This is a genomic window from Arthrobacter sp. NPDC056727, from assembly GCF_042790555.1.
In the GTDB taxonomy this organism is placed as follows: Bacteria; Actinomycetota; Actinomycetes; order Actinomycetales; family Micrococcaceae; genus Arthrobacter.
Genome location: NZ_JBHTZA010000007.1, coordinates 1 through 25,561, shown reverse-complemented (window position 1 = coordinate 25,561; position 25,561 = coordinate 1). Strand labels below are relative to the sequence as shown.

Sequence of the window (25,561 nt, the reverse complement as noted above, 5' to 3'; positions counted from 1 at the left end):
GTGACAGACAGTCCGAATGCGTCTGATCAGGCGTTTTGCCCCGCCGGCGGTGCCGGCGGCAGACCCGCCGGGACTCCCGCTGCCGTTTCCGCACGGTGCAGGGCCTCGCCCAGACGTGCAACGGCGTGCGGATATCCGGGATCAGCGAGGGCTTTCAGGGTCTCGGCCTCCCGCAGCACTTTCACAAAAGCGGCGGTTTCCGGCCTCCGGACGTCGGCCAAATCCGGGTAGCTGATAGCCAGCGCGGGGTCCAGTTCGTACTGCGCCCAGCGGCCCACGATCTCTCCATGCACGACGGCGGCCGCCCGGCTCAGCGGGACCTCCGCCCGCCGGCGCCGCCGGCTCTCGTACCAGGAGAGCACAGCGGGGCTGCTGCGGTAGGCGGCTATGCCGCTCACCCCTGCCACGGCGGCCAGGGCCAGGCCCGCCGGCGGTGAGGCCACCGCGGGGATGAGCAGGGCCGGGGCAATCACCACGGCGCCGCCGAAAAGGTCCCAGAACAGCAGGTCCGGGCTGGCGCCGTCGGACGTCTTTAGATGGTGCCGCACCACAAAAACAGTGCAGGCGACGGCGGACACCAGCACCGCGCTCCAGAGGACCAGCTGCAGCAGCCCCAAGGGGGCGGCTTCGGAAACTGCGGGCACCACTGCACCTCCCAAGGACGGGCGCTGCCCGGCAATTCGGGCTGCACTTAAATTGCAGCCCCTGCGGGCTCCCCGGTCAATGGGCGGAGCTGCTCTATGGATGAACCTGCCCAGTGGGCGGACGGGCGGTTTGCACCGGCGGCCGTGCGGCGTAGCGTAGGCGCCATGCGACTCAAAATGTGCAGCATCCACGTCCAGGACCCGGCCGCGGCGCACTCCTTTTACACGGAGACCCTCGGCTTCGACACGCTCATGGCCATGCCCGAGCACAACCTTTTCATCGTCAAGGACCCGGGAGCGGCCGGCAGCGTGGGACTGCTGCTGGAGCCCAGCGACAACCCGATCGCGTCTGCGTACAGCAAGGGACTGTACGACGCCGGTATCCCCGCCATCGTCTTTGGCTCGCCGGACGTGCAGGGTGAGTACGAGCGGCTGTCCGCCGCCGGCGTCCAGTTCCGGGGCGAGCCCGCCGAGGACCCGTCCGGGGTCTCCGCTGTGTTCGACGACGGCTGCGGCAACTTCATCCAGCTGCATCAGGACTAGCACTGCATGGACGCCGCTGATGCCCTGAATGAGATTGCGTTCTGGCTTGAGCGCAGCGCCGCGCCCACCTTCAAGGTCCAGGCGTTCCGGAAGGCGGCCGGGGTCATCGGCGGACTGGCGCCGGACGATGTGGCGGAGCGGGCCCGCGACGGCCGGCTCAAGCGGACGAAGGGAATCGGGGACACCACCTTCAACGTCATCCGGCAGGCCGTGGACGGCGCCGTGCCTGACTATCTGGAAAAGCTGCGCGAGGGCGGCGCCAAGCCACTTGCCGCCGGGGGAGACGGGCTGCGCCCGCTGCTCCGCGGCGACCTGCACAGCCACAGCGACTGGTCCGACGGCGGCTCCCCTCCGGAGCTGATGGCCGATGCCGCCCGCTCGCTGGGCCGCGAATACCTCGCCCTGACGGACCATTCGCCGAACCTCAAGATCGCCAACGGGCTCAGTGCCGGGCGGCTCAGCGAACAGCTGGACGTGGTGGCCGGGCTGAACGGCGGCGCGGGCGGGAACTTCCGGCTGCTGTCCGGCATCGAAGTGGACATCCTGGAAAACGGCGAGCTGGACCAGACACCGGAGATGCTGAACCGGCTGGACGTGGTGGTGGCCAGCGTGCACTCCAAGCTCCGCTCGGACCGGCGCACCATGACGGAGAGGATGCTCGGCGGCATCAGCGACCCGCACACCAATGTACTGGGCCACTGCACCGGCCGCCTGATGCAGGGATCCCGCGGGACCCGGCCCGAGTCCGAATTCGACGCCGAGCGGGTCTTTGCCGCCTGCGCGGAGGCCAATGTCGCCGTCGAAATCAACTCCCGGCCGGAGCGGCAGGACCCGCCGGACAACCTGATACAGCTGGCGCTCGAGTCCGGCTGCCTGTTCAGCATCGACAGCGACGCCCACGCCCCGGGGCAGCTTGACTTCCTGCAGTACGGTGCCGAGCGGGCCGAACGCAACGGCGTTCCGGCCGAGCGGATCATCACCACGTGGCCGCTGGACCGTCTCCTCGAGTGGCTGAACAGCAGAAACTGACGTTCCTCAAGAATTTGGTAAGCATAATGACTATCAATTGATGGAGTGGTACACCTTAATTGTTCCGTCGCGGAACCCGGGCGGATACGTTTCTCCTTGCGAGGTGCACCATGAGCGCTACGAATCCAGCGAACCATCTCGACGAACTGGGCCACCGGACCCTTAGAAAAGTGCGCGGCCGCCTCATGCCCCTCATCGTGCTGCTGTACTTCGTCGCCTACCTGGACCGCAACAACGTGGGCTTCGCCAAGCTGACCATGAGCGAGGACATCGGCCTGAGTGCCGCAGCCTACGGCCTCGGTGCGGGCATGTTCTTCATCGGCTACGCGCTGCTGGAAATCCCAAGCAACGCCGGCATGTACAGGTTCGGTGCCCGGAAATGGATCGCCCGCATCCTGATCTCCTGGGGCATCTTCGCCACGGCCATGGCGCTCGTGAACGGCGAAACCACCTTCTACGTGATCCGCTTCCTGCTCGGCGCGGCCGAGGCAGGCTTCTTCCCGGCCATCCTCTTCTACCTGACCCTGTGGTTCCCCGCCCCGCAGCGCGTGCTGGTGCTGGGCATCTTCATCCTCGCCCAGCCCGTCTCCAACGCACTCGGCGCTCCGGTTTCCGGCCTCCTGCTCCAAATGGAAGGCATCGCCGGCCTGCACGGGTGGCAGTGGCTGTACATCATCGAAGGCGTGCCGGCCATCCTCCTTGGCCTGCTCACTCCGCTCCTCATGACGGACAAGCCAAGCCACGCGCACTGGCTCGCCGCGGACGAGCGGGACTGGCTCACCCGGACCATGGACGAGGAACTCGCCCACAAGCAGAAGGGCCAGCCGCACCACTTCCTCGCCGGCCTCAAGGACCCCCGCACCATCGCCTACTCGGCGCTCTACTTCGGGCTGGTCTGCGGAATCTACGGCTTGGGCCTGTGGATGCCCACCATCGTCGCCGCGCTGGGCAAGTTCAGCACCACCCAGGTGGGCTTCATCGTCGCCATCCCGTACACCATCGCCGCGGTGTTCGTTTACTACTGGGGCAGGCGCTCCGACCGCACCGGCAACCGCGTGCTGCACGCCAGCATCAGCATGGTGATGGCCGCCGTCGGGCTGGTGGCTGCCGGCAGCCTGGTGCAGGTCAACGCCATCCTTGCCATGATCGCCCTGACGCTGGCGGCCATGGGCATCTACTCCGCCATCGCTCCGTTCCTGGCCATGCCGTCCACGGCACTGGTGGGAGCCGCGGCCGCGGCCGGCCTGGCCATGGTGAATTCACTGGGCAACCTCGGCGGCTTCGTGGCGCCGTACATCGTGGGCGTGCTCAACGATGCGACCGGCGACAACCGGTCCGGCCTGGTCTTCCTTGCCGCCTGCCTGGCTGTCACCGCCGTCGCCACCTACCTCTACGCCCGCAGGCGTCCGGAAGGCCACGTGAAGCCGGGCACGCACGCTGCGGTGGGTGAAGAAGCGGTGGCAGCCGACGAGTTCGGCGACAGCAAGTACTAGACGCACCACGCACCAGAGGGGATCACAGATATGACGCACCACGACACGTTCCCGGCCGAACGCACCGCGGTGCTGACCGGGGCCGCTTCCGCGCGGGGCATTGGCCGGGCGACGGCGGAAATGCTCGCCAGCGAGGGCTGGTCGGTGGCCATCCTCGACATCGACGGCGACGCGGCCAGGCGCGCGGCGGAGGACATTTCGTCCGTGTACGGCGTGCTGGCCAGGGGCGTGGGCGCCGACGTCTCGGACCAAGCCACCGTGAACGCCGCCATCGACGAGGTGGAGGCCAACATGCCCCCCATCGTGGCGCTCGCGAACCTCGCCGGCATCAGCTCGCCCACGGAGTTCATGGACGAGACCCTTGAGGCCTGGGAGCGGGTCTTCCGGATCAACATGACCGGCACGTTCCTGGTCACCCAGCGCGTGCTCCGCGGTATGATCGAACGCAGGCTCGGCCGCGTGGTCAGCGTGTCCTCCATCTCCGCGCAGCGCGGCGGCGGCACCTACTCCAAGGTGGCGTACAGCTCCTCGAAGGCAGCCATTATCGGTTTCACCCGGGCGCTCGCGCGGGAGATGGGCCAGCACAACATCACCGTCAACTGCATCGCCCCCGGTCCCGTGGACACCGACATCATGGGCGGCACCCTGACCGAGGAACGCAAGGCGGACATGTCCAGGGACATCCTCGTGGGCCGCGTGGGCACGGTCCGCGACATCGCCGCCCTGATGGCGTTCCTGATGGGGGAGGACGCCGGCTACATCACGGCCGCGACGTACGACATCAACGGCGGCCTGCAGATTTCCTGACTGGCACCGCTGCCGCGGTAGTGCTCAGGCTGCCGCGGGACTGGGCGACATCTCCGCCGCCTGGCGCAGCGCCTCGATCATGCTGCGCACGTCCACGATGCCCTTGCCCGCGATGTCGAACGCTGTGCCGTGGTCCACTGATGTGCGGATGACGGGCAGGCCCACCGTGATGTTGACGCCGGCCTCGATGCCGAGGACCTTGACCGGTCCGTGGCCCTGGTCGTGGTACATGGCCACGATCAGGTCGTAGTCGCCACGGCCCGCCAGGAAGAACGCGGTGTCGGCCGGGAGCGGGCCGACCGCGTCGATGCCGTCGGCCTGCAACTTCTCGATGGCCGGGGTGATTTTCTCCGCTTCCTCGCCGTAGCCGAACAGGCCGTTCTCGCCGGCGTGCGGGTTGATGGCGCACACGCCGATCTTCGGGTTGGCAATGCCGGCGCGCTGCATGGCGCTGTGGCCGCGGCGCACCGTCCGCTCCACCAGGCCCGGCTCGATCCTGTTGATGGCGTCGATGAGGCCGATGTGCGTGGTGACGTGGATGACCTTGACCTTGGGCGTGGACAGCATCATGGACACTTCCTCGATGCCCATGAAGTGCGCGAGCAGCTCGGTGTGGCCGGGGTAGATGTGCCCGGCCTTGTGCAGCGCCGCCTTGTTCAGCGGTGCCGTGCAGATGCCCTGGACCTGGCCGCTCATGCCCAGCTCGCAGGCGATGCGGATGTAGTGGTAGGCCGCATTGCCGGCCTCGGCGGACTCCTGGCCCCAGGCCAGGTCGGCGGACAACAGCTTGGGATCGATCACGTTGATCCGGCCGGCCTCGAAGACCGCCTCGCCCACCGTCGCCACCTCCACGATGTTGGCTTCCACGCCCAGCGCTTTGGCGCCGAGCTGCAGCCGGTGGACGTCGCCGACCACCACGGGGCGGCAGGCGCGGTAGGCGTTTCCGTCGAGAAGGGCGCCCACGGTCACCTCGGGGCCGACGCCGGCGCCGTCACCCATGGTCACGGCGATGAAGGGCCGGGTGTCCTGTTCGGTTGCGTTCACTGCTGATGTCATTGGAGCTCCAGATGTGTGGGAGGGATGGGAAACGCTGTTGGATGACCGGAGGTCTTTGATGGCGGAGTAAAGCTGGACGAGCGCGTCGTTGTCGCCGAAGCTGCCGGGCTTAGTGCCCACCAGCCGTCCGTCGTCGGAAAGGCTGACCACGGCGCCGTGCTGCACGGACGCCAGCGGGGTCAGCGATCGGATGCCGAGGGCGTCTATTACCTCGCGGGCGGTTTCGCCCCCGGTGAGGATCAGGTCCGCTGCCTCGGGACCGGACGCCGCCGGACCCGCTGCCGCGCCGGCAGCCAGTTGCGCCAGGTTCCGCACGATCCTGCCGGACTCCTGCGGATTGACGACGTCGGCGCTGACCGTCAGGGCTGTTGGCTCGCCGGCCGCCAGGAGCTGCCGCGCTTCCGCGAGCCTCGGGCGGAAATCTTCGGGACGCTGCAGTTCGGCGGGTGCGATGCCCAGGGTGGTGAAGCCGGCGGCCTCCAGGTTCCGCAGCTGCGCCGCGGCCTTTACCGAGGCGGAGCCGACGGCGGCCAGCACCGGCCGGGGTGCGCCCGCCGCGGGCGCCAGGCCCTGAGGCGCCGAGGGTTGCGCGTTTCGCGCAGCAGTAAAGACCAGTTTCGCCGCCAGCAGCAGGGCCATGCCGCCGGTCCCGGCAAGCACGATGCGCCGTCCGCCGGCCCTGAAGTCCAGGTCCAGCAGCGCGTCGGCGGCCTTCTCCAGATCAGCCGGAGTCTCGCCGTCGACGATCACGGTGGCGGGAGCGGCGCTGGATGGCGTTCCGGAAAAGGCGGCGCCGAGGACGGCCGGCAGGCCGCCGGCCCGTACCGTGGCCAGGTCCACAAGCTGCACCGGGGCGGAGCCCAGCAGCTGCGCAATTTCCGCGGGCGGCGCTTCCGCCTCTGCCCGCCACAGGTCCGTGCTGTCCAGCCGGACGCCGCCGGCAAAGGGCCGGCCGCCCACGACGGCCCGGTTCAGCTGGGGGAGTGCGCCGGCCACCACAACGTGGTGCCCCAGGGCCGAAAGTGCTGCGAGTTCCGGGCCAATATTGCCCCGCCACAGCGAATCGATTTTCTTGAACAGGACGGTCGCGCCGTGTGCGGCGGGGCTGCCGAAGACGGCTGCCGCAGCCGCTGCGGCGGACTCCGGAGCCACGGCCCGCGAATGCGTATCGACCACCACGACTTCGGCGCCGCTGCCAGTGGCAGTGCCTTCCTCGGGGGCGGACAGGAGGAGGCATGTGTCCAGCCCCTGGGTTGCAAAGCATTGCCCCACTTCTGCTGCGCCGGAAAAGTCATCGGCCTGGATAAGGACTGCAGCCACGTTGTCCTCCCTTCGTCTATGGATCAGGTGGCTCCATTCTGGCATGACTGCGCGGAATGCGCTAGATCAGTTGCGCATTTCGCGCAGAGGTGGCAGAGTGATCCATGTAACACGGCGCAGGCCATCCGGCCGCCAGCCGTCCCAATCAACCGAGAGGTCAACGATGACCGTTCTTCCTCAAGGAAGTGAGATCTCACGGCGCCGCCTCCTGCAGTTCGGCGCAGCCGCCGGATTTCTCCTGGGCACAGGCTCCCTGGCCGGGTGTGCCGGCCCCACAGGCCTGCCGGGACCCAGCACCCTGACGCTGGCCCTCAACAGGTCCCTCGTGAGCCTGGACAACAAGCTCAACCAGTTCGACGCCGCCGTCACCGTCCAGCGCTCCGTGCGCCAGGGACTGACGGCCATCGGCCCCGAAACCAAGCCGGTCCTGGTCCTCGCGGACCGTTTTGAAATGACCTCCCCCACGGTATGGACCGTGCGGCTGCGCGAAGGCGTCAAGTACTCCGACGGCACGCCGCTGCAGATCGAGGACGTGGCTACGGCGCTGAAGATGTACCAGCAGGTGGAGGGTTCCTTCGTTGCCGGGTTCTTCCCCGAATTCCCCACCGTTGTCCCGGTGGATGACCGGACGTTCCGGATGGAATCCAAGAACCCCATCCCCATCCTCGACTCCCTCATGAGCATGATCCTGATCAGCCCGGCAGCCAAGAACAAGCCGGAGGAGCTGCAGGAAGGTGTGGGCACCGGGCCGTACGTCGTGACCAAGTTCAACCGCGGTGCCGGCACCTACAGCCTCAAGCGCAACGAGAACTACTGGGGCCCCGCCCCCAAGGTGGACAACGTCGAGGTCCGCTTCCTGCCGGAGGAATCCAGCCGCGTCATTGCCCTGCGCAGCGGCGAGGTGGACGTCATTGACTCCATCACGCCCGACTCCCGCGAACAGCTGGCCGGACTTCCCGGCGTCGTCCTGGCTGAGGCGTCCAGCCTCCGCCTGAACCAGATCTTCTACAACTTCCGCAAGCCCGCCAGCCACCCGCTGTCCGACGTCCGGGTCCGCCAGGCCCTCAGCTGGGCGGTCGACGGCGAGTCCCTGGTCAAGGATGTCCTGGTCGATTCGGTCAGCGAGGCCGAAGGCGTGGTGCCTTCCAGCCTCACCGGCTTCGCCAAGGCCGGCAACTACACCTTTGACCCGGACAAGGCCAAGGCCACTCTGAAGAGCCTGGGTGTCACCGACCTGAACCTCAAGATCATTTGGGAAACCGGCGAGTTCGCCTCCGACACCTCCGTGATGGAGGCGCTCGTGGAGATGTTCGGCAACATCGGGGTGAAAACCCAGCTGCAGCAGTTCGAGCCCGGCGGCAACATCCTGGCCTGGCGCCAGGGCAAGCAGGGCGACTGGGACCTGCTGGGCAACGGCTTCAGCAGCCCCACCGGCCTGGCCATCACCATGATGCAGGGCATGTACGCCGGAACCGCGGAGAAGGAAAAGACCCGCGACACCTACCAGGGCTACGTGGTCCCGGACGTGCAGGCCAAGATCCAGGCCGCCTCCTCCGAGGTGGACCCGGTCCGCCGGGAGCAGCTGCTCGCCACCGCGCAGAAGGCCATCTGGGATACCTGGCCGTGTGCCTGGGCCTTCGTGCCGAAGTCCGTGCTGGCCCACCAGAAGCGCGTGGCAGGCCTGGCGCTGGCGCCCACCAACTCCTACCCCCTTGTTGACGTCCGGCTGGAGGCCTGAGTCATGACCACGTACATCCTCAAGCGGCTGGGCCAAGGCCTGCTGACCGTGTTCCTGACGGTCTCCACGGTCTTCGTCCTGATCCGTTTGGCACCCGGTGATCCGGCCGTGTCCTACGCCGGCCCGCTGGCCACCACGGAGCAGCTGGCCAAGGTCCGCGAACAGTTCGGCCTGGACCGGCCGGTGCTGGAGCAGTACTGGATCTTCCTGCAGCAGCTGTTCACCGGCAACCTCGGCACGTCCTACTCGTTCCAGGCGCCGGCCATGCAGGTGGTGGCCGAACGGATGCCGTACACGCTCACCCTTGCCACCGCTGCCATCCTCCTCACCGCCGTGATCGCCATCCCGCTGGGCGTGTGGATGGCCCGCCGCCCGGACACCAACCGGGAACTCGGCGTCAACGTCCTCACCATTGCCGGGCAGTCCATGCCGGACTTCTGGACGGGCATCATGCTCCTCACCGGCTTCGCCGTCCTGATCCCGCTGTTCCCGGCCTCGGGCTTCGCCACCTGGGGCGGGCTGGTCCTCCCCACCGTCACCATCGCCATCCTGCAGATCGCGCTGATCTCCCGTATGGTGCGGCGTGAGATGACCGCCAACTTCGCGGCCCCGTACCTGACCGTGGCGCGGTCCAGGGGAGTGGGCAGCCCGGCGCTGACCTGGCGCTATGCCATGGGCAACTCCGCCATTCCGGTGTTCACCGCCCTGGGCACCCGCTTCGCGGCCATGCTGAACGGCGTGGTGGTGGTGGAAGTCGTGTTCGCCTGGCCCGGCGTCGGCTCCCTCATTGTCCGGGCCCTCGAGACCCGCGACTATCCCCTCATCCAGGCAACCGTCCTGCTGACCTCCCTGCTGGCGGTGGCCGTCCAGCTCGTCATCGACCTCGCCTACCCGCTTCTTGATCCCCGCGTTCGTCTTGGAAAGGCGGCAGCAGCATGAGCCTCAGCGACACCGCAACACGAACCCCGTCCCCGAGCGCCGTCACCAAGGAACTCGTCGCGAAGGCCGGCGCCACCCGCCGCCGCAACGCCGCCAAGTGGAAACTGCGCATCGGCGCCGTCTGCACGCTGCTAGTCATCATCCCCATCCTGCTGGCCCAGGTGCTTCCGCTGCCGGACGCCAACCACCAGGACCTCTCCGCCCGCCGGCTCGCCCCGCTGGTGGACGGCCACCTGTTCGGCACCGACCAGCTGGGCCGCGACCTGCTCTCCCGGGTCCTCCACGGCGGCCAGGTCTCGCTGACCATCGGCATCCTGGCCGTGGTGGTCTCCGGCGCCATCGGCATCATCCTCGGTGCCGCCGCCGGCTACTTCGGCGGCTGGGTGGACACGGTGGTCTCCCGCCTCCTCGAAGCCCAGATGTCCCTGCCGCTGCTCATGATGCTGCTCCTGGTGGTGGCGCTCTTCGGCCCGTCCATCCCCGTGATCACGTTCGTCATCGCCATTGCCCAATGGCCGGAAGTGGCCAGGCTGACCAGGTCCATGGTGCTGGTGGAACGCGAAAAACCGTATGTTTCCGCGGCGCGCATCCTGGGCCTGCACCGCATCCAGATCCTGATCCAGCACATCATCCCGAACGTCATCAAGCAGGCAACCCTCGTGGTGCTGCTGCTCCTGGCCCAGGCCGTCCTGCTCGAAAGCGCGCTCAGCTTCCTCGGCGCCGGCCCCCAGCGGCCGTTCGCCACCTGGGGACGCATCATCTCCGACGGCCAGGACTACATCACCACCTCCTGGTGGATGGTCACCCTGCCCGGCCTGGTGATCGTGCTGATGGTGGTGGGCGTGAACCTGCTGGGCGACGGCCTCCGCGACCGTCCCCGCCGCAAGAAGAAGGGTGCCTGACATGAATGCACGAACCGCCACCACCGGCCACAGCGCCGCGGACCACAAGGAGCAGGCCCTGCTCGAGGTCCGCGACTTCCAGGTGGAGCTGATCACTGACGCCGGCATCATCCGGGCCGTGGATTCGGTGAACTTCAGCATCCACCGCGGCGAAACGGTCACCATTATCGGTGAGTCCGGTTCCGGCAAATCGACGACGGCGATGGGCATCCTCCGCCTGCTCCCGGACGACCTGGCGGTGCTTTCCGGCACGGTGCTCATCGACGGCGTGGACGTGGTGGCCGAGCCCAAGGCCATCGACAAGGTCCGCGGACGTACCCTCGCGCTCATCCCGCAGGACCCGATGACCGCGCTGAGCCCCGTGCACTCCATCGGAAGCCAGCTGTCGGAGGCCATCCGGATCGCCGGCGCCGCTTCCAAGGACAAGGACGCCGTCCGGGCCCGCGCCATCCGGCTGCTGGAGCAGGTCCACATCCCGACGCCGGAGGTGCAGCTGAAGAAGTACCCGCACCAGCTCTCCGGCGGCATGCTCCAGCGCGTGCTGATCGCCATCGCCCTGGCGAGCGAACCACAGCTCCTGGTGGCCGACGAACCCACCTCGGCGCTGGACGTCACGGTGCAGGCCGGCATCCTGGACCTCCTGCTGGAGCTTCAGGAGCAGCGCGGCATCGGCATCCTGATGATCACGCACGACCTCGGCGTGGCCCGCCTCATCTCGGACCGCATCCACGTAATGAAGGACGGCTCCTTTGTTGAGTCCGGCGAGGTTCAGCAGATCGTGGAGCACCCGGCCACCGAGTACACCCGCAGCCTGCTGGCCGCGGTGCCGGTCCTGGGTGCCTGGGACGAAACCCCCGCCGTCGACCCTTCACAGTCCACAGCCGCCCTGACCAACACCGGAGCCAGCCATGAGTAAGCCGTTCCTCTCCGTCGAGAACCTTGTGGTGGACTACCACGTGCCGGGCGGAACGTTCCGTGCCGTGGATGACGTCTCCTTCTCGGTGGACAAAGGCAAGACGATCGCCGTCGTCGGCGAATCCGGCTGCGGCAAGTCCACGATCGCCAAGGCGCTGATGCGGCTGGTGACGCCGGCCAGCGGCCGGATCGAACTGGACGGCACAGACCTGGCCGCGCTCAGCGAAGCCAAGCTGCGGCCGCTGCGCTCCAAGTTCCAGATGGTCTTCCAGGATCCGTACGGCTCCCTGGACCCGCACCTCACCGCCCAGGAGATCGTGGCCGAGCCGCTGAAGCTGCAGGGCGTCCGGTCCAAGGCCGAGCGGCACAAGGTAGCTGCGAAGCTGATCGACCAGGTGGGCCTGCCGGCCAAGTCGCTGGACCGCCACCCTGCCGAGTTCTCCGGCGGGCAGCGGCAGCGCATCGGCATTGCCCGCGCGCTCGCCTCCAAGCCGGAACTGTTGGTCTGCGACGAAGCAACGAGCGCGCTGGACGTGTCCGTCCAGGCGCAGGTGCTGCGGCTGCTGAAGTCCATCCAGGATGAAACGGGCATCACCTACGTGTTCATCTCGCACAACCTTGGCGTGGTGCAGGAGATCAGCGATAGCGTCATGGTCATGCAGCGCGGCAAGCTCGTCGAGTGCGGCAGCACTGCATCCGTGCTGACCGCGCCGAAGGAGGACTACACCCGCAGGCTCCGCCGCGCCGCGCTGGACCCGTCCACCATGCGCGGCCTGAAACCGCGGCACGTTGTCCGGTCGCTGGCGCTGAAAGGCGCCTGATCCGGCTCCCTCAACCCGCCCCGAATCCAACCGATACTGCAACCCACGGAGAATCAACGCATGAGCAAGCAGCCAGAAGGAAACCCGGTGGAAGGACTGAAGCTCCCCATCTCGCGGCTGGTCCTGGGCACCATGACGTTCGGCGACACCGCTCACGAGGCCACCGCCGCGCGCATGGTGGACGAGGCGCTCGATGCCGGCATCACCACCATCGACACCGCCAACGCCTACGTGGGCGGAGTGACGGAGGAAATACTCGCCCGACTCCTCAAGGGACGCCGGGACGAGGTCATCCTCGCCACCAAGGCCGGCATGCCGCACCCGAACCACGGCCAGCATTCGCCGCTGTCCCCGCAAGGGCTGCGCAACAGCGTGGAGGGCAGCCTGCGCCGGCTCGAAGTGGACAGCATCGACCTGTTCTACCTGCACCAGCCCGACCGCGCGACCCCGCTGCAGGACACCCTGCGCACGGTGGCCGAGCTGGCTGAAGAGGGGAAGATCGGGGCGCTCGGTGTCTCCAACTTCGCCGCCTGGCAGATCGCCGACGTGATCCACGTGGCCCGCGAGGTGGGCGCACCCCGCCCCGTGGTGGCGCAGCAGCTCTACAACCTCGTGGCCCGGCGGGTGGAGGAGGAATACCTCGAATTCGCCGCCACCCACAACGTCCACACCATGGTCTACAACCCGCTGGGCGGCGGCCTGCTCACCGGCAAGCACAGCTTCGGGTCAAAGCCGTCGGAGGGGCGCTTCGGCGATTCCAAGCTGGCCGCCATGTACACCCAGCGCTACTGGGACAAACAGCTGTTTGAAGCCGTCACCGCTCTGGCCGGCATCGCCAAGGGGGCGGGCCTTACCCTCGCCGAACTCTCGCTGCGCTGGCTCGCCTACCGGGAGGGCGTCGGCTCGATGCTGCTGGGCGGCTCCAAGGTGGAGCAGCTGCGCGCCAACATTGCGGCAGTGGCCGAGGGACCGCTGCCCGAAGACGTCACCGCCGCCTGTGACGCCGTCGGCTCCGGGCTCCGCGGACCCATGCCGGCCTACAACCGCTGACGCCTGCAAACGCCAAGACCACCCACGAACTGAAGGTAGAAGATAAAGATGACATCGGACCTGGCCATTGAATTCGCCCGCAAGATCCGCGCCCGCGAGCAGGCCGTCGGCTACTGGGCGGTGCTGGACGCGCCCGTTGCAACGGAACGCATCAGCCGGCTCGGCTACGACTACGTGGCCCTCGACGCGCAGCACGGGCTGCTCGGCTACTCGGGCGTGCTGAACGGTCTGATGGCCATCGACGCCGGGCACACCGCCGTGGGCATGGTCCGGGTGGAGGCCAATGACTTCACCGCGATCGGCAAGGCGCTTGACGCCGGCGCCGTCGGCGTTATTGTGCCGCTGATCAACAACGCCGCGGACGCCGCCGCGGCCGTGGCGGCGGCTAAGTACCCGCCTATGGGCGGCCGGTCCTACGGGCCCATGCGGTCGGCCCTGCGGATCGGCCCCGTCCCGGCCGAATCCAACGCGGCCACCCTCGTCTTCGCCATGATCGAGACGCCCGAGGGGCTGGCCAACGTCAAGGAGATCTGCGCGACGCCGGGCCTGGACGGCATCTACGTGGGCCCGTCGGACCTTGCCATCGCTGTCGGCGGCGCCTTCCCGGGCGACCCCGCCGTCGAGTCCGAATTCAACGCGGCACTGGAAACCGTCGCCGAGGCGGCCGCGTCCGCGGGCATCGCCGCCGGCATCCACACCGCAGCGGGGGAGATCGCCGCCCAGCGGCTGAACCAGGGCTACACGTTCACCACCGTCGCGTCGGACCTGACCCACCTGGAGCTGGCCGCCAAGGCGCACCTGGCTGCGGCAAAGGCGGAGGGGTAAGGCCATGCAGACCACCAATGCCGGCTACAGCACCATCACCCCCGACGGCGCCCTGAAGCGCGCGGACGGCGCCGACTTCGCGTACCTCCCTGCACCCACTGTGCAAAGCCATGCCGCCAACCTCCTGACCCTCCCGGACGGCCGCCTCGGCTGCGTGTGGTTCGGCGGCACCCAGGAAGGCGTGCCGGACATCTCCATCTGGTTCTCCACCCTGGAGCCGGGCAGCAGCCAGTGGTCGCCGGCGCAGCAGCTGTCGGATGACTCCACGCGCTCGGAGCAGAACCCGATCCTTTTCACGGCGCCCGGCATTGCCGGAGAGGGCAGTTCCCTCTGGCTCCTGTACACCGCGCAGAAGGCGGGCAACCAGGACACAGCCGAGGTCCGCCGTCGTACTTCCACGGACGGCGGCCGCACGTGGGGACCGGTGGAAACGCTCTTCCCCGCCAACGAGACGGGCGGTGTGTTCGTCCGCCAGCTGCCGGTGCTGCTGCCGTCCGGCCGCCTGATCATCCCAATCTTCCGCTGCATCACCACTCCAGGGGAGAAGTGGGTGGGCAACAGCGACGACAGCGCCGTCATGATTTCCGACGACGGCGGGGCCACCTGGAGCGAGCAGATCCTGCCCGGCAGCCTGGGTTGCGTCCACATGAACATCCAGCCCGTTGCCGACGGCTCGCTGCTGGCGCTGTTCCGCAGCCGCTGGGCCGATTCGATCTACGAATCCCGGTCCGCCGACGACGGCACCACCTGGAGCGAGCCCGTCCCCACCGAGCTGCCGAACAACAACTCCTCCATCCAGTTCACGGCGCTCGCCGACGGCCGCCTGGCCCTCGTCTACAACCACAGCCGGGCGGAGGCGAACACCGAGCGGCGGCTCTCGCTCTACGACGAAATCGACGACGACGGCCTGGCCGCCGAACAGGGCCAGGTCACCGAACCCGACCTCTCTGCCGGCGTCGGCATTGACAACGGCGGCCGGCGCGCCTTCTGGGGGACGCCGCGCTCGCCCATGACGCTGGCCATCTCCGAGGATTCCGGGCGCAGCTGGCCCATCCGGCGCAACCTGGACGTGGGGGACGGCTACTGCCTCTCCAACAACTCCCGCGACGGCCTGAACAGGGAGTACTCCTACCCGTCCATCCACCAGGGCCCGGACGGCGCGCTGAACATCGCCTACACCTACTTCCGGCAGGCCATCAAGTTCGTCCGCGTGGACCCGCAGTGGGCCTACGAGGGAAGCACCACGCCCGGAGGGGACGAAGCCGGCGGCACTGAAGGCGGCGGCGGGCAGTGACTGGTTCCCGCCACGCGGTTGTCACGGGCTGCAGCTCCGGGATCGGCAAGGCGATCGCTGAAAGGCTGCTGGCTGACAGCTGGACAGTCACCGGGCTGAGCCGCAGCGAGACCTCGCTTGGCCCCGGGTTCCGGTGGCTGCAGGCTGACCTGTCCGATCCGGCGTCGCTGGCGGAAACTGTTGCGGCAGTGGAACCGGCGGACGCGCTGGTGCACGCCGCCGGGTACCAGCGCACCGCGCTGCTGGGCGAGCTGGATCCGGAGGCGCTCGCCGGCATGTTCGCCGTGCACGTGGGGGCAGCCAGCGCGCTGGCCAATGAAGTGGTCCCGCGGATGCCGGACGGCGGCCGGGTGCTGCTGATTGGCAGCCGGACCTCCACGGGCGCGGCGGGCAAGAGCCAGTACGCGGCCACGAAGGCGGCGTTGATGGGCATGGGCCGGACCTGGGCGCAGGAGCTTGCTCCGCGCGGCATCACGGTGAACGTGCTCTCGCCGGGGCCCACGGACACCCCCATGCTGGCCGATCCGGGGCGGGCGGCCACGCCGCCGAAGCTGCCGGCGCTGGGCCGGCTGGTGGATCCCGAGGACGTCGCCGCGCTCGCCGGCTTCCTGCTGGGGCCGCACGGAAAGTCCATTACCGGGCAGAACTACGTGATCTGCGGCGGCGCCTCGTTGTGAGGCGCCTCCCTGTGAGGCGCGCAGCCGCACGCCCCCTACGATGGTGACAGCAAAAGGAGAGCCACAGATGACCACCGCCAAAGCCAGGCGCGAAGAGATCTACCACCTCGCCGTCACCACGGGGCTGGCGTCTGTCGAGGAGCTGTCGCGGCATTTTCGGGTCACCGCCTCCACCATCCGGCGGGATCTGGCCCACCTGAACGAAGAAGGGAAGCTGGCGCGGACCTATGGCGGCGCGGTGGCGCTGGGCGCGCACCCCGAACCGTCCCTGCGGCAGCGGACCGGCGAGGCGTACGAGCAGAAGCACGCCATCGCGGCCTGGGCTGCTGCCGAGGTGAAGGACGGCGAAAACATCCTGCTCGACGGCGGCTCCACGGTCGGTGCCCTGGCACACGCCCTGCGCGGCCGGGAAAGCCTGTCGGTAACCACCCCCGGGATCAACACGCTGCAGGAGCTGGCCGATTCACCAGGGATCCAGGTGGACTGCCTTGGCGGCCGGCTCCGGGGCGTGAGCCAGACCTTCGTCGGTCCCCTGGCCGAGGCGGCCCTGGAACGCATGAGCTTCGACCGCGTGTTCCTGGGCGCCGACGCCGTCACGGCCGACGACGGGCTCTGCGAGGCGGACCACGCGCAGACCAGGCTCAAGGAACTCATGGCCCGGCGCGGCGCCGCAGTCTATGTTCTGGCCGATTCGAGCAAGCTTGGGAAGAGGCCGTTCCACGCCTGGGCGAAACTCGGCCTGCCGTGGACCCTGGTGACGGACTCCGGCGCAGATCCGGCCCAGGTTGCGCTGTTCAGGGGGACCGGCGTCCAGGTGCAGCTGGTCCAGGCAGCGGAGCAGGCGTCGGCATAGGGCCTTGCCAAGGCATGGGGAACACCGTTATGCCTGAATTTGTTATTAACAATGACCCAAAATGAACGCTACCTATATTGCCCTCATTGTCCCGGCCCGCCTGGGCGAGCCTCTCCGCACCGTTCCCGTCGAAGGGGCAGACGGCCTGAAGGACCTGCTCGGCGGCGACCTCGAGTCCGTCGCCCGGGGCGACTGGCACCTTTATCTCAACGCCGAGGGAACCTCGGGGAATCTGCCGCCGAACCTCCGCGCCGCCCAGCTCATGCATGACTGCGGCCTCGATCTGGCAGGCGCCGCCCGCGGCCCGGCAGTCATCCTCGGCCGCGACGCGCAGGGCAAAGACACCAGCATCCCGGAGCGCCTGCTGCGCCTTGCCGCCGAACTCTTTGGAGCCCCGCAGGCAGCCTGAAATGGCCTGCCGGCGTCTAGCATTGTGGAATGACTGAAGCGAACGAAGGTTCGGCCGTCCTGCAGCTGCAGGACATCCTGATCGGGGCGGAAAGTGTTGACGCCTTCCTTGACGGGCTGGCCCGATTCTCAGCAGCCACCCTCACCGGACTGGCAGGAACCGGCATTGAATGCGCCGTGACACTGAAGCGGCAGCGGCACACCGCCACCGTGGCCGGCAGCAGCCCCCGGGCAGTGGAGCTGGACCTCATCGAACAGCGCGTCGGGGACGGCCCCTGCATCCGGGCACTGTTCACCATGGCCCCTGAACTGCTCGCCGACGTCGACACGGACGATCGGTGGCCGGAGTACCAGAAGCGGCTCGCCGAACACGGTGTGTACTCCACCCTGGGCATCCCCCTGGACATCGGGGAGGGGGCCAGTGCAGCGTTGAACTTCTTCGCCCCGTCGCCGGGCATTTTCTCGGCCGAACTCTTCGACAGGGCAGTCGGATTCGGAGAGCTGGCCAGCCGCACCCTGCACCTGTCCGTCCGGCTCGGAGCAGCCCAGTCCCGGGCGCAGAACCTTGAGGCCGCCATGCAGAGCCGGACGGCGATAGACGTCGCCTGCGGGGTGATCATGGCGCAGAACAGGTGTTCGCAGAAGGAAGCGATGGACATCCTGGCCAAAGTCTCCAGTAACCGGAACCAGAAGCTGCGCGACGTGGCCGTGGAACTCCTGGGCAGGCTTTCGGCATCAGACGTCGAGACGCATTTCCAATAGGGCTTCCAACCACACCAACCCCTTCAACAGGTCGCCGCGCGCTACCTGGGCGGTCCGTTGCCGATCATGGACGCCGGAGGCTTGGGGAACGGCTTGGCCGGATACAGTGGGGCCACCTTGAGCATGTACTTGGCCCACTGCGGTCCGGCGATCATGTAGCCGTCGATGCGGTCGTAGTGCGTGCCGTTGATGGTGATGTTCCGGCCCGGCCGTTTCTGGCCGTTCAGGGCGTCCCCGAAGAAGGATGCGGTGGCGATGCCGCTGGTGTAGCCCAGCACCCAGGTGGCACCGTTGCTGTTGTTGGTGCCGGTCTTGGCCGCCACGGGGACCTTGCTCTGGACCTTGGGATTGATGTAAACGCCTGAACCCTTCTTGAGCACGTCCTGCAGCACGGAGTTCACACCGCGGGCAATATTCGGCTCCACGGCGGTCCGGCAGGCCGGCTGCTGGCTGGACAGCGCCCGTCCGGTGGAGTCGGTAACGCGCTGGATGGCAAACGGTGCGCAGTAGCGGCCGTCGGCGGCGAAGGTGGCGAAGGCGGTCGCCATGACCAGCGGCGAGACGGCAGTTCCGCCAAGCACGTTGCCCAGCTGGTGCATGTTGATCCCGGCCCCGTCCAGCCCGCTGTGCAGGCCCAGGGTGTCCACCATTTTTTGGATGCCGCAGATGTCCAGCTGGGCAACCTCGGCGAAGGTGGCCGTGTTGATGGAGTTGTACAGCCCATAGTTGGCGGGCATCCTGCGGTAGTAGCCGTCCGAGGCGTTCTGCAGATCGTCGGCAGCTTCAAGGCCGGCAGCCCGCTGCCTGCTGCTGTAGCCGCCCACCACCTTGGCGCACGAGTCCCGCCAACGGAAGCCCAGCGGGTACTCCCTCCGCGTGGCGTCCACGACCTCGGTGATTTTCCGTCCCTGGTGCAGCCATTCGGCGAAGGTGAACGGCTTCATGGTGGATCCCGGCTGGAATCCGCCCGCACCGTTAAGGTCGCTGCCATTGCCGTCCTTGGCGTCCACGTTGAAGTTCAGTTGGGTGTCGAACTTCCCGGGTTGCGGGAGGAACACCGTGTTTTGCGCCATCGACAGGATTTTGCCGGTGCCGGGCTGCAGGGTCACCAGCGACGCTCCCCACTTGCCGGGGTTGGCGCCGGCGGTGGAGTCAACCTGGGCCTGGGCCGCCGCCTGCAGCCGGCTGTCCAGGGTGGTGGTGATGGTGAGGCCGCCCCGGAACAGCCTCTGTTCCCGGGCTTGGGTGTTTGCGCCGTAAGCCGGGTTGTTGAGGATCAGGTGGGACACGTAGTCGCAGAAGTACGGGGCGATGGCTGCGGCGGCGCAGCCCTGTTTCGAGGCACGGACTTTCAGGCCGACGCCGGTGGCGGCGGCGGTGTCATGCTGCTTCTGGGTGATCTTTTCCTGCGCCAGCATGGCGTCGAGGACCAGGTTGCGCCGCTTGAGCGAGTTTTCAGGGTTCGTTACGGGGTCGTAGAGGCTGGGGCTGTTGACGAGCCCCGCCAGCAATGCGGCTTGGGGGAGGGTGAGCCTGCTCGCCGGAACGCTGTAGAAGTGCTGCGCCGCGGCTTCGATGCCGTAGGCACTGCGGTTGAAGAAGACGATGTTGAGGTAGCCCTCGAGGATCTGGTCCTTGGTGAATTTCTTCTCGAGCTCGATGGCGAGCTTCATTTCCCGCACCTTGTCGCCAACGGTCTTCTCCCCGCTGAGGACCACCTCATCCTCGCGCCCGGAGGTGATTTTGGCTTCATTGGCCACGTTGGTGACGTACTGCTGGGTCAGCGTGGAGGCCCCTTGCCGGTTACCGCCGGAGACGTTGCTCACCAGCGCCCGGAGAACACTCAGGGGGTCGACGCCGCTGTGTTCGTAGAAGCGGCTGTCCTCGATCGCCACCACGGCGTCCTTGATGTACCGGGACATCCTGTTCAGCGGAACCCTGACCCGGTTCTCTTCGTAGAACGAGGCGATCAGCTTTCCGTCCGAGGTCAGGATCCTGGTGGTTTGTGCCGGGGGCCGCACCGCCAGGTCGGACGGGAGGCCGTTGTAAAAGTTCATCGAGCCGCTCACGGCAGCGCCGGCGGCGGCAAGCTGCGGAACAAAATAGGCGGCAACCAGGGCGCCGCAGACGCAGCTGAGGACCACGAACCCGAGCAACCTTGCCAGGGCCGTGTGCGATCGCGATACCAGGCTTTTGCGTACCATCCCTGCGGTTCACACCCCAAAAAAGCGTGTTTCCAGAATACCCTTCGCGCAACGGCCGGGCCAGAGCTGCGTCTCCGGTGAAAGCAGCTCAGGGCATGTTGATGTTCGTGAGCTCGGACCGCGCCCCGCTTGGTTCCTCAACAAGGACCAGCGAGCTCACCTCGGGGCAGTAGTACTTGTGCTCCCGCGAGTTGAACTCCAGCGGCGTCCAGTCGTCCACCTTGACGCAGTCCGTGTAGGTGCCCATCTTCGTTGTGACGGTTTGTCCGGTGGCGATGGTGTCCCGCATGTCCTCCGCGTGGCCCAGGTAATACTCCTGCCGGTACGTGTCCCCCACGCGCTGTTCGGCCTTCATCCAAATGCCGGCCTTCGCCCCGTCCTGGCCGTGGATGAAGCTGCCGGAATGATCCTGCAGCTGCCCGTCCTTGAAGTTGTTCACGTCCTCGCCGAAGTACCACACATCGCCGTTCTTGTGCTGCGCCAGGTAGTCCCTGGTCTCCTCGACCAGCTGCCCGTTCTTGAATTCCTTGTCCAGATAGATGACTGTTTCGACGCCCCCGATGACCCGCGTCTCGGCTAGGATCTCAATCTCGATCCTGTTGTCCCCGGCCCCGTACGTCATCTTCTTGCCGACCGGAAGCGCGAAGTACTTGTTCGTGATTTTCGTCGTGAACTCCGCCGGCTTGATCTGCGGGTTGTAGTCAGCAGCCCTGCTTCTCAAGTTGTTGAAGTAAAAAAATGCCGCCCCGCCAGCCACCAGCACCAGGATAACGATCCCCAAAACTATGGTTCTTGCCTTCATCGCCCGTCCCACTCCTCGTTGAGTAGAAACCCTTATGCTTCCCGGAGCACCTGTTGCCTGCCCGGTTGATAGGAAAAAGGTAGTCCTGTCAGGCCGCCGGGGACAGGGGCGGCACCAACTTTCGTTAGCTGTGGACGGCCTCCACCACCCGTTCGCCGTTGAAGTATTCGAGCTGCCAGCCGTCGACGGCGTGGTGGTGGGCCAGGTTGAGCACGGCATTGTCGATGCTGTCCAGGGTGCTGCCGATCGCACGGCCGAGGGCCAGGCGGAGGAGCGTGCCGTGCGCCACGACCAACACCCGGCGCCCGCGGAACTCCTCGGCCAGCGACTCCAGGGCGGCCAGGCCCCGGGAGCCCGCTTCGTCGTCGCTCTCCGCGCCCCGAAAGCCGCCGGGAATGCGCAGTGCCTCCAGTTCAGGGCCTGCCTGCAGGCCCTCGGCGGGTCCGAACCCGCGCTCGGTGAGCTCCGGCACGTGGCGGGCCACCGTGAGCCCGAGCCCTGCGGCGATCAGTTCGGCGGTTTCCGCCGCGCGGCTCAGCGGTGAGGAGACAACCGTGTCCCATTCCTGCCCGGACAGGACGGCGACGGCGTCACGCGCCTGGCCGCGGCCGACGTCGTTCAGCGGGATGTCGCTGGATCCCTGCAGCCGGCGCTGCGCATTCCAGTCTGTCTGGCCGTGGCGGATGAGGGCGAAAGTCGTGAGGGTCATGCCTTCCATTGTGAAGCATCCGGTCCCGATGGAGTTTTTGTACAGATAATGGGCGTTCGCGGCCGTTTTGCGCCCATTATCTGTACAAAAACTCGGGAGTGGGGGAGGGAGTCACCCGAAGAGGACCGCGGCTTCGTCATAGCGTTTCTGCGGGACCGTCTTCAGCTTGCCCAGGGCCTCCTGGAAACCGACGTGTTCAATGTCGGTTCCCTTCTGGGCAACCATGGTGCCCCAGAGGCCCTCCACCACCAAGTGGATCGCGGCCATGCCCAGGCGGGTGGCCAGGACGCGGTCGAAGGCGGACGGGACGCCGCCGCGCTGGATGTGGCCCAGGATGGTGGCGCGGGTTTCGATGCCGGTGCGGGCCTCAATTTCCGGGGCCAGCTGGTCGGCGATCCCGCCGAGGCGGGGCCGGCCGAAGGTGTCCAGACCGCGCTCGGAGTGCGGGGTCTCCATGTGCTCCGGCATGAAGCCTTCGGCAACCACCACCAGCGGCGCGCGCCCGCGGGCATGGGCTTCCTTCACCCACTGGGCGATCTGCACGACACTGACCTTCTGCTCCGGAATCAGGATGGCGTGGGCGCCTGCAGCCATGCCGGCGTGCAGTGCGATCCAGCCGACGTGCCGGCCCATCACTTCGGCGATCATGCAGCGGCGGTGGGACTCGCCGGTGGTGCGCAGCCGGTCGATGGCTTCCGTGGCGATCTGCACGGCCGTGTCGAATCCGAAGGTGTAGTCGGTGGCGTCGAGATCATTGTCCACGGTCTTGGGAACACCGACGATCTTCAGCCCGGCATCCGTCAGCCGCTGGGCGGCCGCGAGCGTTCCTTCGCCGCCGATGGCGATGATCGCGTCGATCCCGAGCCGGTCCATGTGGGCCTTGATGACGTCCGGGCCGCCGCCGTTCTCGAACGGGTTGGTCCGCGACGTTCCAAGGATGGTGCCGCCCTGCTTGGCAATACCGCGGACCATTGTCCGAGGGAGGTCGACGACGTCACCCTCCACCACACCGCGCCAACCGTCACGGAACCCCACGAATTCGTGGCCGTGGATGGCAATGCCCTTGAGGACGGCCCCGCGGATAACCGCATTCAGGCCGGGGCAGTCGCCACCGCTGGTGAGGATTCCAATTTTCATGTTCCGGCTCAAATCGTGGGTGCGGCGGATTCCACGGCGGCAAGCACCGACATGGCCTCCTCAACAACATCCGCCGCGGGGAACGACGGCCGGTTCACACCGGCCATTTCCTCCATGACGCGGACCACCTGGCAGCTGTAGCCGAACTCGTTGTCGTACCAGACGTAGAGCACCAGGTTCTTGTCATTGGAGATGGTGGCGAGGCCGTCAACGATGCCCGCGTGGCGGGAGCCCACGAAGTCGGTGGAGACCACCTCGGGGGAATCGATGTAGTCGATCTGCTGGCGCAGGTCCGAGTGCAGCGCCATCTCCCGGAGATAGTTGTTGACCTCGTCCTTGGTGGTGCCGCGTTCCAGGTTCAGGTTCAGGATGGCCATGGACACGTCTGGGGTGGGGACGCGGATCGAGCTGCCGGTGAGCTTGCCCTGCAGTTCCGGCAGTGCCTTGGCCACGGCCTTGGCGGCGCCGGTCTCGGTGATCACCATGTTCAGCGCGGCGGAGCGTCCGCGGCGGTCGCCCTTGTGGAAGTTGTCGATCAGGTTCTGGTCGTTGGTGAACGAGTGGACGGTTTCCACGTGGCCGTGGATCACACCGTACTTGTCGTTCAGCGCCTGCAGCACCGGGGTGATGGCGTTGGTGGTGCAGGATGCGGCCGTCACGATCTTGTCCGAATCGGTGATGTCGCGGTGGTTGATGCCGTGCACGATGTTCTTCAGGTCGCCCTTGCCCGGCGCGGTCAGCAGGACCTTGGCCACGCCCTTGCTCAGCAGGTGCTGGGACAGGCCGTCGGCGTCGCGCCAGCGGCCGGTGTTGTCCACCACCAGGGCATTGTTGATGCCGTAGGCGGTGTAGTCGATGGTGGCGGGGTTGTCCGAGTAGATGACCTGGATCCGGACGCCGTTGGCCGTGATGGTGTTGGCCTCGGTGTCCACCCGGATGGTTCCCTCGAAGGAGCCGTGCACCGAGTCGCGGCGCAGCAGGCTGGCGCGCTTGGTCAGGTCGTTGTCCGAGCCGCGCCGGACCACGATGGCGCGCAGGCGCAGGCCGTGGCCGCCCCCGGCCTTTTCGATCAGGAGCCGCGCCACCAGCCGTCCGATCCGGCCGAAGCCGTAGAGCACGACGTCGGTGCTGGCGCGGCCGTCCGCGCCCCGCTTGCCCACCACCTCAGCCAGCTCGGCGCGGAGGAATTCCTCCAATGTCCGGTCGCCGCCGTCGGACTTGAACTTCTGGTTCAGGCGGGCAATGTCGATGGCAGCGGCACCAAGGTCCAGCTGTGCCAGCGTGTTCAGCAGCGGCGCCGTCTCCTCAAGGAGCAGCTCGTCCTTGCTGATCCGGCGCGCAAAGCGGTGCGCCTTCAGGATGCTCATGGTGGATTTGTTGACCAAGGCCCGGCCGTGGATGCTGGTCACCACGTTGTTTTCACGGTACAGCCGGCCGATCACCGGAATCATAGCCTCGGCGAGGGCCTCCCGGCCCATCCACGCATCGAGGTAAGAATCTGAGGTATGTAGCATCGGACTGCCTTTCCAAAAGGGTGTGGTCTGGTTGAGCTCTAGCTCCTGAGATGGTCCGGAGAGGGGCTTGACTTCCATGGTCCCGTCATTTGCGGGTAGCGGAAACGCTAATTCAGGATGGTTTTAAACGACCCTTTTGGGTAGGTGATGAGGCCAGGCAGTCAGGCGGTCATGGTGGCGAACATGAGGGCCATGGTGGCGGCGCCGAGGGCTTCGAGGCCGTGTTCGGTGCGGGTGGAGTGTTTGCTGGTGGCCTGGTGGTGGGTGGTGGTGGTGCGGCGGCGGAGCAGGAGGATGAGGAAGGTTGCTGCTGCGGCGGCGAAGAAGAGGGTGAGCAGGATGGCCGGGGCGTTGCCGAGGCCGGTTGCTGCTGTGGGTGCGGTGGTGTGGGTTGTGTTGTGGGCGGCTGTCATGGTGTGGTGCGGCATGGGCATTGCCATGTCCTGGGTTGCCGCGGTGGGTGTTGCGTTGGTGGGTGTGTGGGTGGTCATGAGGGCGATCATGGTGGCGGCGCCGGTCATGGTGAGGCTGTGGTAGGCGCATTTGAGTCTGCCTTGGCTGCCGGCGCAGAGGAGTTTGAATTGCGGGCGGGCGACGGCCTGGATGGTGAACCAGAGGGCGGCGCCGGCGAGGATGCCGATTTGGGCGAGCATGGTGGAGGGTCCCAGGTTCCAGAGCATGGCGGTCATGAGTGCGTTCATGAGGGCGTGGAGGCTGTTGTTGACCCGGTCGGTGAGGTGCCGGGACCGGGCCGCCTGCAGGAGGTTGTAGCTTCCGCCAAGCAGCAGGACGGCGGTGAGGGTCCAGGTAAGTGCGGGGATATTGAACACGTTCGATCACGCCCTACTGTTTGGTCTGGATTGGGGTTGTTTGGCTCGGGCCCCGGTGCGGGTGCCGTCAGCACCGGGGCCCGAAGTTTGGGAAGTTCGGGGTGGAAAAGCTGCGGTCCCCGACGCCGCCGTGCCGGCAGCATCGGGGACCGCTTATTCAGGGCTGGCCTTGCTTAGTGTCCGTTGCTGGTGGAGCAGTGGCCGCTGTTGGTGGTGCGGGTTTCGGTGGGGAGGTTGAGGGTGGGGTTTTGGTTGAAGAAGCCGTGGGGTTCGAGCATGAAGCCGATGT

The 25,561-nt window shown here is 67.2% G+C and carries 24 protein-coding genes; 16 read left to right on the top strand and 8 right to left on the bottom strand.

Annotation, left to right across the window (positions count from 1 at the left end):
- Positions 1-26: 26 nt before the first annotated feature.
- Complete coding sequence (locus ACFRAH_RS08780; protein WP_377990514.1) at positions 27-644, bottom strand: hypothetical protein; 618 nt, start codon at positions 642-644, stop codon at positions 27-29.
- Positions 645-809: 165 nt separating this feature from the next.
- Here ACFRAH_RS08780 and ACFRAH_RS08775 point away from each other — a divergent pair, with 165 nt between their 5' ends.
- The 4 genes from ACFRAH_RS08775 (at position 810) to ACFRAH_RS08760 (ending at position 4,516) form a co-directional block, all read left to right on the top strand.
- Entirely contained in the window at positions 810-1,187 is a 378-nt protein-coding gene (locus ACFRAH_RS08775) for a VOC family protein (RefSeq protein ID WP_377990513.1), read from the top strand.
- Positions 1,188-1,193: 6 nt separating this feature from the next.
- Positions 1,194-2,216 carry a PHP domain-containing protein gene (locus ACFRAH_RS08770; protein WP_377990512.1) on the top strand — a complete coding sequence of 341 codons (1,023 nt, stop codon included), beginning with the start codon at positions 1,194-1,196 and terminating at the stop codon, positions 2,214-2,216.
- A 110-nt stretch (positions 2,217-2,326) separates the two neighbouring features.
- On the top strand, positions 2,327-3,709 hold the full coding sequence (locus tag ACFRAH_RS08765) for an MFS transporter (protein WP_377990511.1): 1,383 nt from the start codon (positions 2,327-2,329) through the stop codon (positions 3,707-3,709).
- A 30-nt stretch (positions 3,710-3,739) separates the two neighbouring features.
- On the top strand, positions 3,740-4,516 hold the full coding sequence (locus ACFRAH_RS08760) for an SDR family NAD(P)-dependent oxidoreductase (protein ID WP_377990510.1): 777 nt from the start codon (positions 3,740-3,742) through the stop codon (positions 4,514-4,516).
- A 24-nt stretch (positions 4,517-4,540) separates the two neighbouring features.
- On the opposite strand, the gene pdxA is transcribed toward ACFRAH_RS08760, so the two are convergent.
- On the bottom strand, positions 4,541-6,892 hold the full coding sequence (gene pdxA / locus ACFRAH_RS08755; RefSeq protein WP_377990509.1) for a 4-hydroxythreonine-4-phosphate dehydrogenase PdxA: 2,352 nt from the start codon (positions 6,890-6,892) through the stop codon (positions 4,541-4,543).
- A 163-nt stretch (positions 6,893-7,055) separates the two neighbouring features.
- Here pdxA and ACFRAH_RS08750 point away from each other — a divergent pair, with 163 nt between their 5' ends.
- From ACFRAH_RS08750 to ACFRAH_RS08695, 12 genes are all read left to right on the top strand, one after another.
- Positions 7,056-8,630, top strand: a complete 1,575-nt coding sequence (locus ACFRAH_RS08750; protein ID WP_377990508.1) for an ABC transporter substrate-binding protein — start codon at positions 7,056-7,058, stop codon at positions 8,628-8,630.
- A gap of 3 nt (positions 8,631-8,633) precedes the next feature.
- A complete protein-coding gene (locus ACFRAH_RS08745; RefSeq protein WP_354262938.1) occupies positions 8,634-9,569 on the top strand; it encodes an ABC transporter permease in 936 nt (311 codons plus the stop codon).
- On the top strand, positions 9,566-10,471 hold the full coding sequence (locus ACFRAH_RS08740; RefSeq protein ID WP_377990507.1) for an ABC transporter permease: 906 nt from the start codon (positions 9,566-9,568) through the stop codon (positions 10,469-10,471). The genes ACFRAH_RS08745 and ACFRAH_RS08740 overlap by 4 nt, the downstream gene beginning before the upstream one ends.
- A gap of 1 nt (position 10,472) precedes the next feature.
- Entirely contained in the window at positions 10,473-11,387 is a 915-nt protein-coding gene (locus tag ACFRAH_RS08735) for an ABC transporter ATP-binding protein (protein WP_377990506.1), read from the top strand.
- Complete coding sequence (locus ACFRAH_RS08730) at positions 11,380-12,207, top strand: ATP-binding cassette domain-containing protein (RefSeq protein ID WP_377990505.1); 828 nt, start codon at positions 11,380-11,382, stop codon at positions 12,205-12,207. Before ACFRAH_RS08735 ends, ACFRAH_RS08730 begins: the two co-directional genes overlap by 8 nt.
- 60 nt (positions 12,208-12,267) lie before the next feature.
- Positions 12,268-13,257, top strand: a complete 990-nt coding sequence (locus ACFRAH_RS08725) for an aldo/keto reductase (RefSeq protein ID WP_377990504.1) — start codon at positions 12,268-12,270, stop codon at positions 13,255-13,257.
- A 48-nt stretch (positions 13,258-13,305) separates the two neighbouring features.
- The gene (locus ACFRAH_RS08720; protein WP_377990503.1) at positions 13,306-14,082 is read left to right on the top strand and encodes an HpcH/HpaI aldolase/citrate lyase family protein; all 777 of its coding nucleotides are present in this window, start codon (positions 13,306-13,308) and stop codon (positions 14,080-14,082) included.
- A gap of 4 nt (positions 14,083-14,086) precedes the next feature.
- Entirely contained in the window at positions 14,087-15,376 is a 1,290-nt protein-coding gene (locus tag ACFRAH_RS08715) for an exo-alpha-sialidase (protein WP_377990502.1), read from the top strand.
- On the top strand, positions 15,373-16,053 hold the full coding sequence (locus tag ACFRAH_RS08710) for an SDR family NAD(P)-dependent oxidoreductase (RefSeq protein WP_377990501.1): 681 nt from the start codon (positions 15,373-15,375) through the stop codon (positions 16,051-16,053). The genes ACFRAH_RS08715 and ACFRAH_RS08710 overlap by 4 nt, the downstream gene beginning before the upstream one ends.
- 67 nt (positions 16,054-16,120) lie before the next feature.
- Positions 16,121-16,906, top strand: coding sequence for a DeoR/GlpR family DNA-binding transcription regulator (locus ACFRAH_RS08705; RefSeq protein WP_377990500.1), 786 nt, complete (start codon positions 16,121-16,123; stop codon positions 16,904-16,906).
- 61 nt (positions 16,907-16,967) lie between these two features.
- On the top strand, positions 16,968-17,315 hold the full coding sequence (locus tag ACFRAH_RS08700; protein ID WP_377990499.1) for a hypothetical protein: 348 nt from the start codon (positions 16,968-16,970) through the stop codon (positions 17,313-17,315).
- 29 nt (positions 17,316-17,344) lie between these two features.
- A complete protein-coding gene (locus tag ACFRAH_RS08695; protein WP_377990498.1) occupies positions 17,345-18,076 on the top strand; it encodes an ANTAR domain-containing protein in 732 nt (243 codons plus the stop codon).
- 41 nt (positions 18,077-18,117) lie between these two features.
- Here ACFRAH_RS08695 and ACFRAH_RS08690 read toward each other — a convergent pair whose 3' ends face one another.
- From ACFRAH_RS08690 to ACFRAH_RS08665, 6 genes are all read right to left on the bottom strand, one after another.
- Positions 18,118-20,280: a transglycosylase domain-containing protein gene (locus ACFRAH_RS08690; protein WP_377990497.1), complete on the bottom strand. Its 2,163-nt coding sequence runs from the start codon at positions 20,278-20,280 to the stop codon at positions 18,118-18,120.
- Positions 20,281-20,368: 88 nt separating this feature from the next.
- Entirely contained in the window at positions 20,369-21,082 is a 714-nt protein-coding gene (locus ACFRAH_RS08685) for a hypothetical protein (RefSeq protein ID WP_377990496.1), read from the bottom strand.
- Positions 21,083-21,206: 124 nt separating this feature from the next.
- Entirely contained in the window at positions 21,207-21,800 is a 594-nt protein-coding gene (locus ACFRAH_RS08680; protein ID WP_377990495.1) for a histidine phosphatase family protein, read from the bottom strand.
- A 102-nt stretch (positions 21,801-21,902) separates the two neighbouring features.
- Positions 21,903-22,928, bottom strand: a complete 1,026-nt coding sequence (locus ACFRAH_RS08675) for an ATP-dependent 6-phosphofructokinase (protein ID WP_377990494.1) — start codon at positions 22,926-22,928, stop codon at positions 21,903-21,905.
- An 8-nt stretch (positions 22,929-22,936) separates the two neighbouring features.
- Positions 22,937-24,442: a glyceraldehyde-3-phosphate dehydrogenase gene (locus tag ACFRAH_RS08670; protein WP_377990493.1), complete on the bottom strand. Its 1,506-nt coding sequence runs from the start codon at positions 24,440-24,442 to the stop codon at positions 22,937-22,939.
- 161 nt (positions 24,443-24,603) lie between these two features.
- Complete coding sequence (locus ACFRAH_RS08665; RefSeq protein WP_377990492.1) at positions 24,604-25,272, bottom strand: DUF5134 domain-containing protein; 669 nt, start codon at positions 25,270-25,272, stop codon at positions 24,604-24,606.
- Positions 25,273-25,561: the final 289 nt, after the last annotated feature.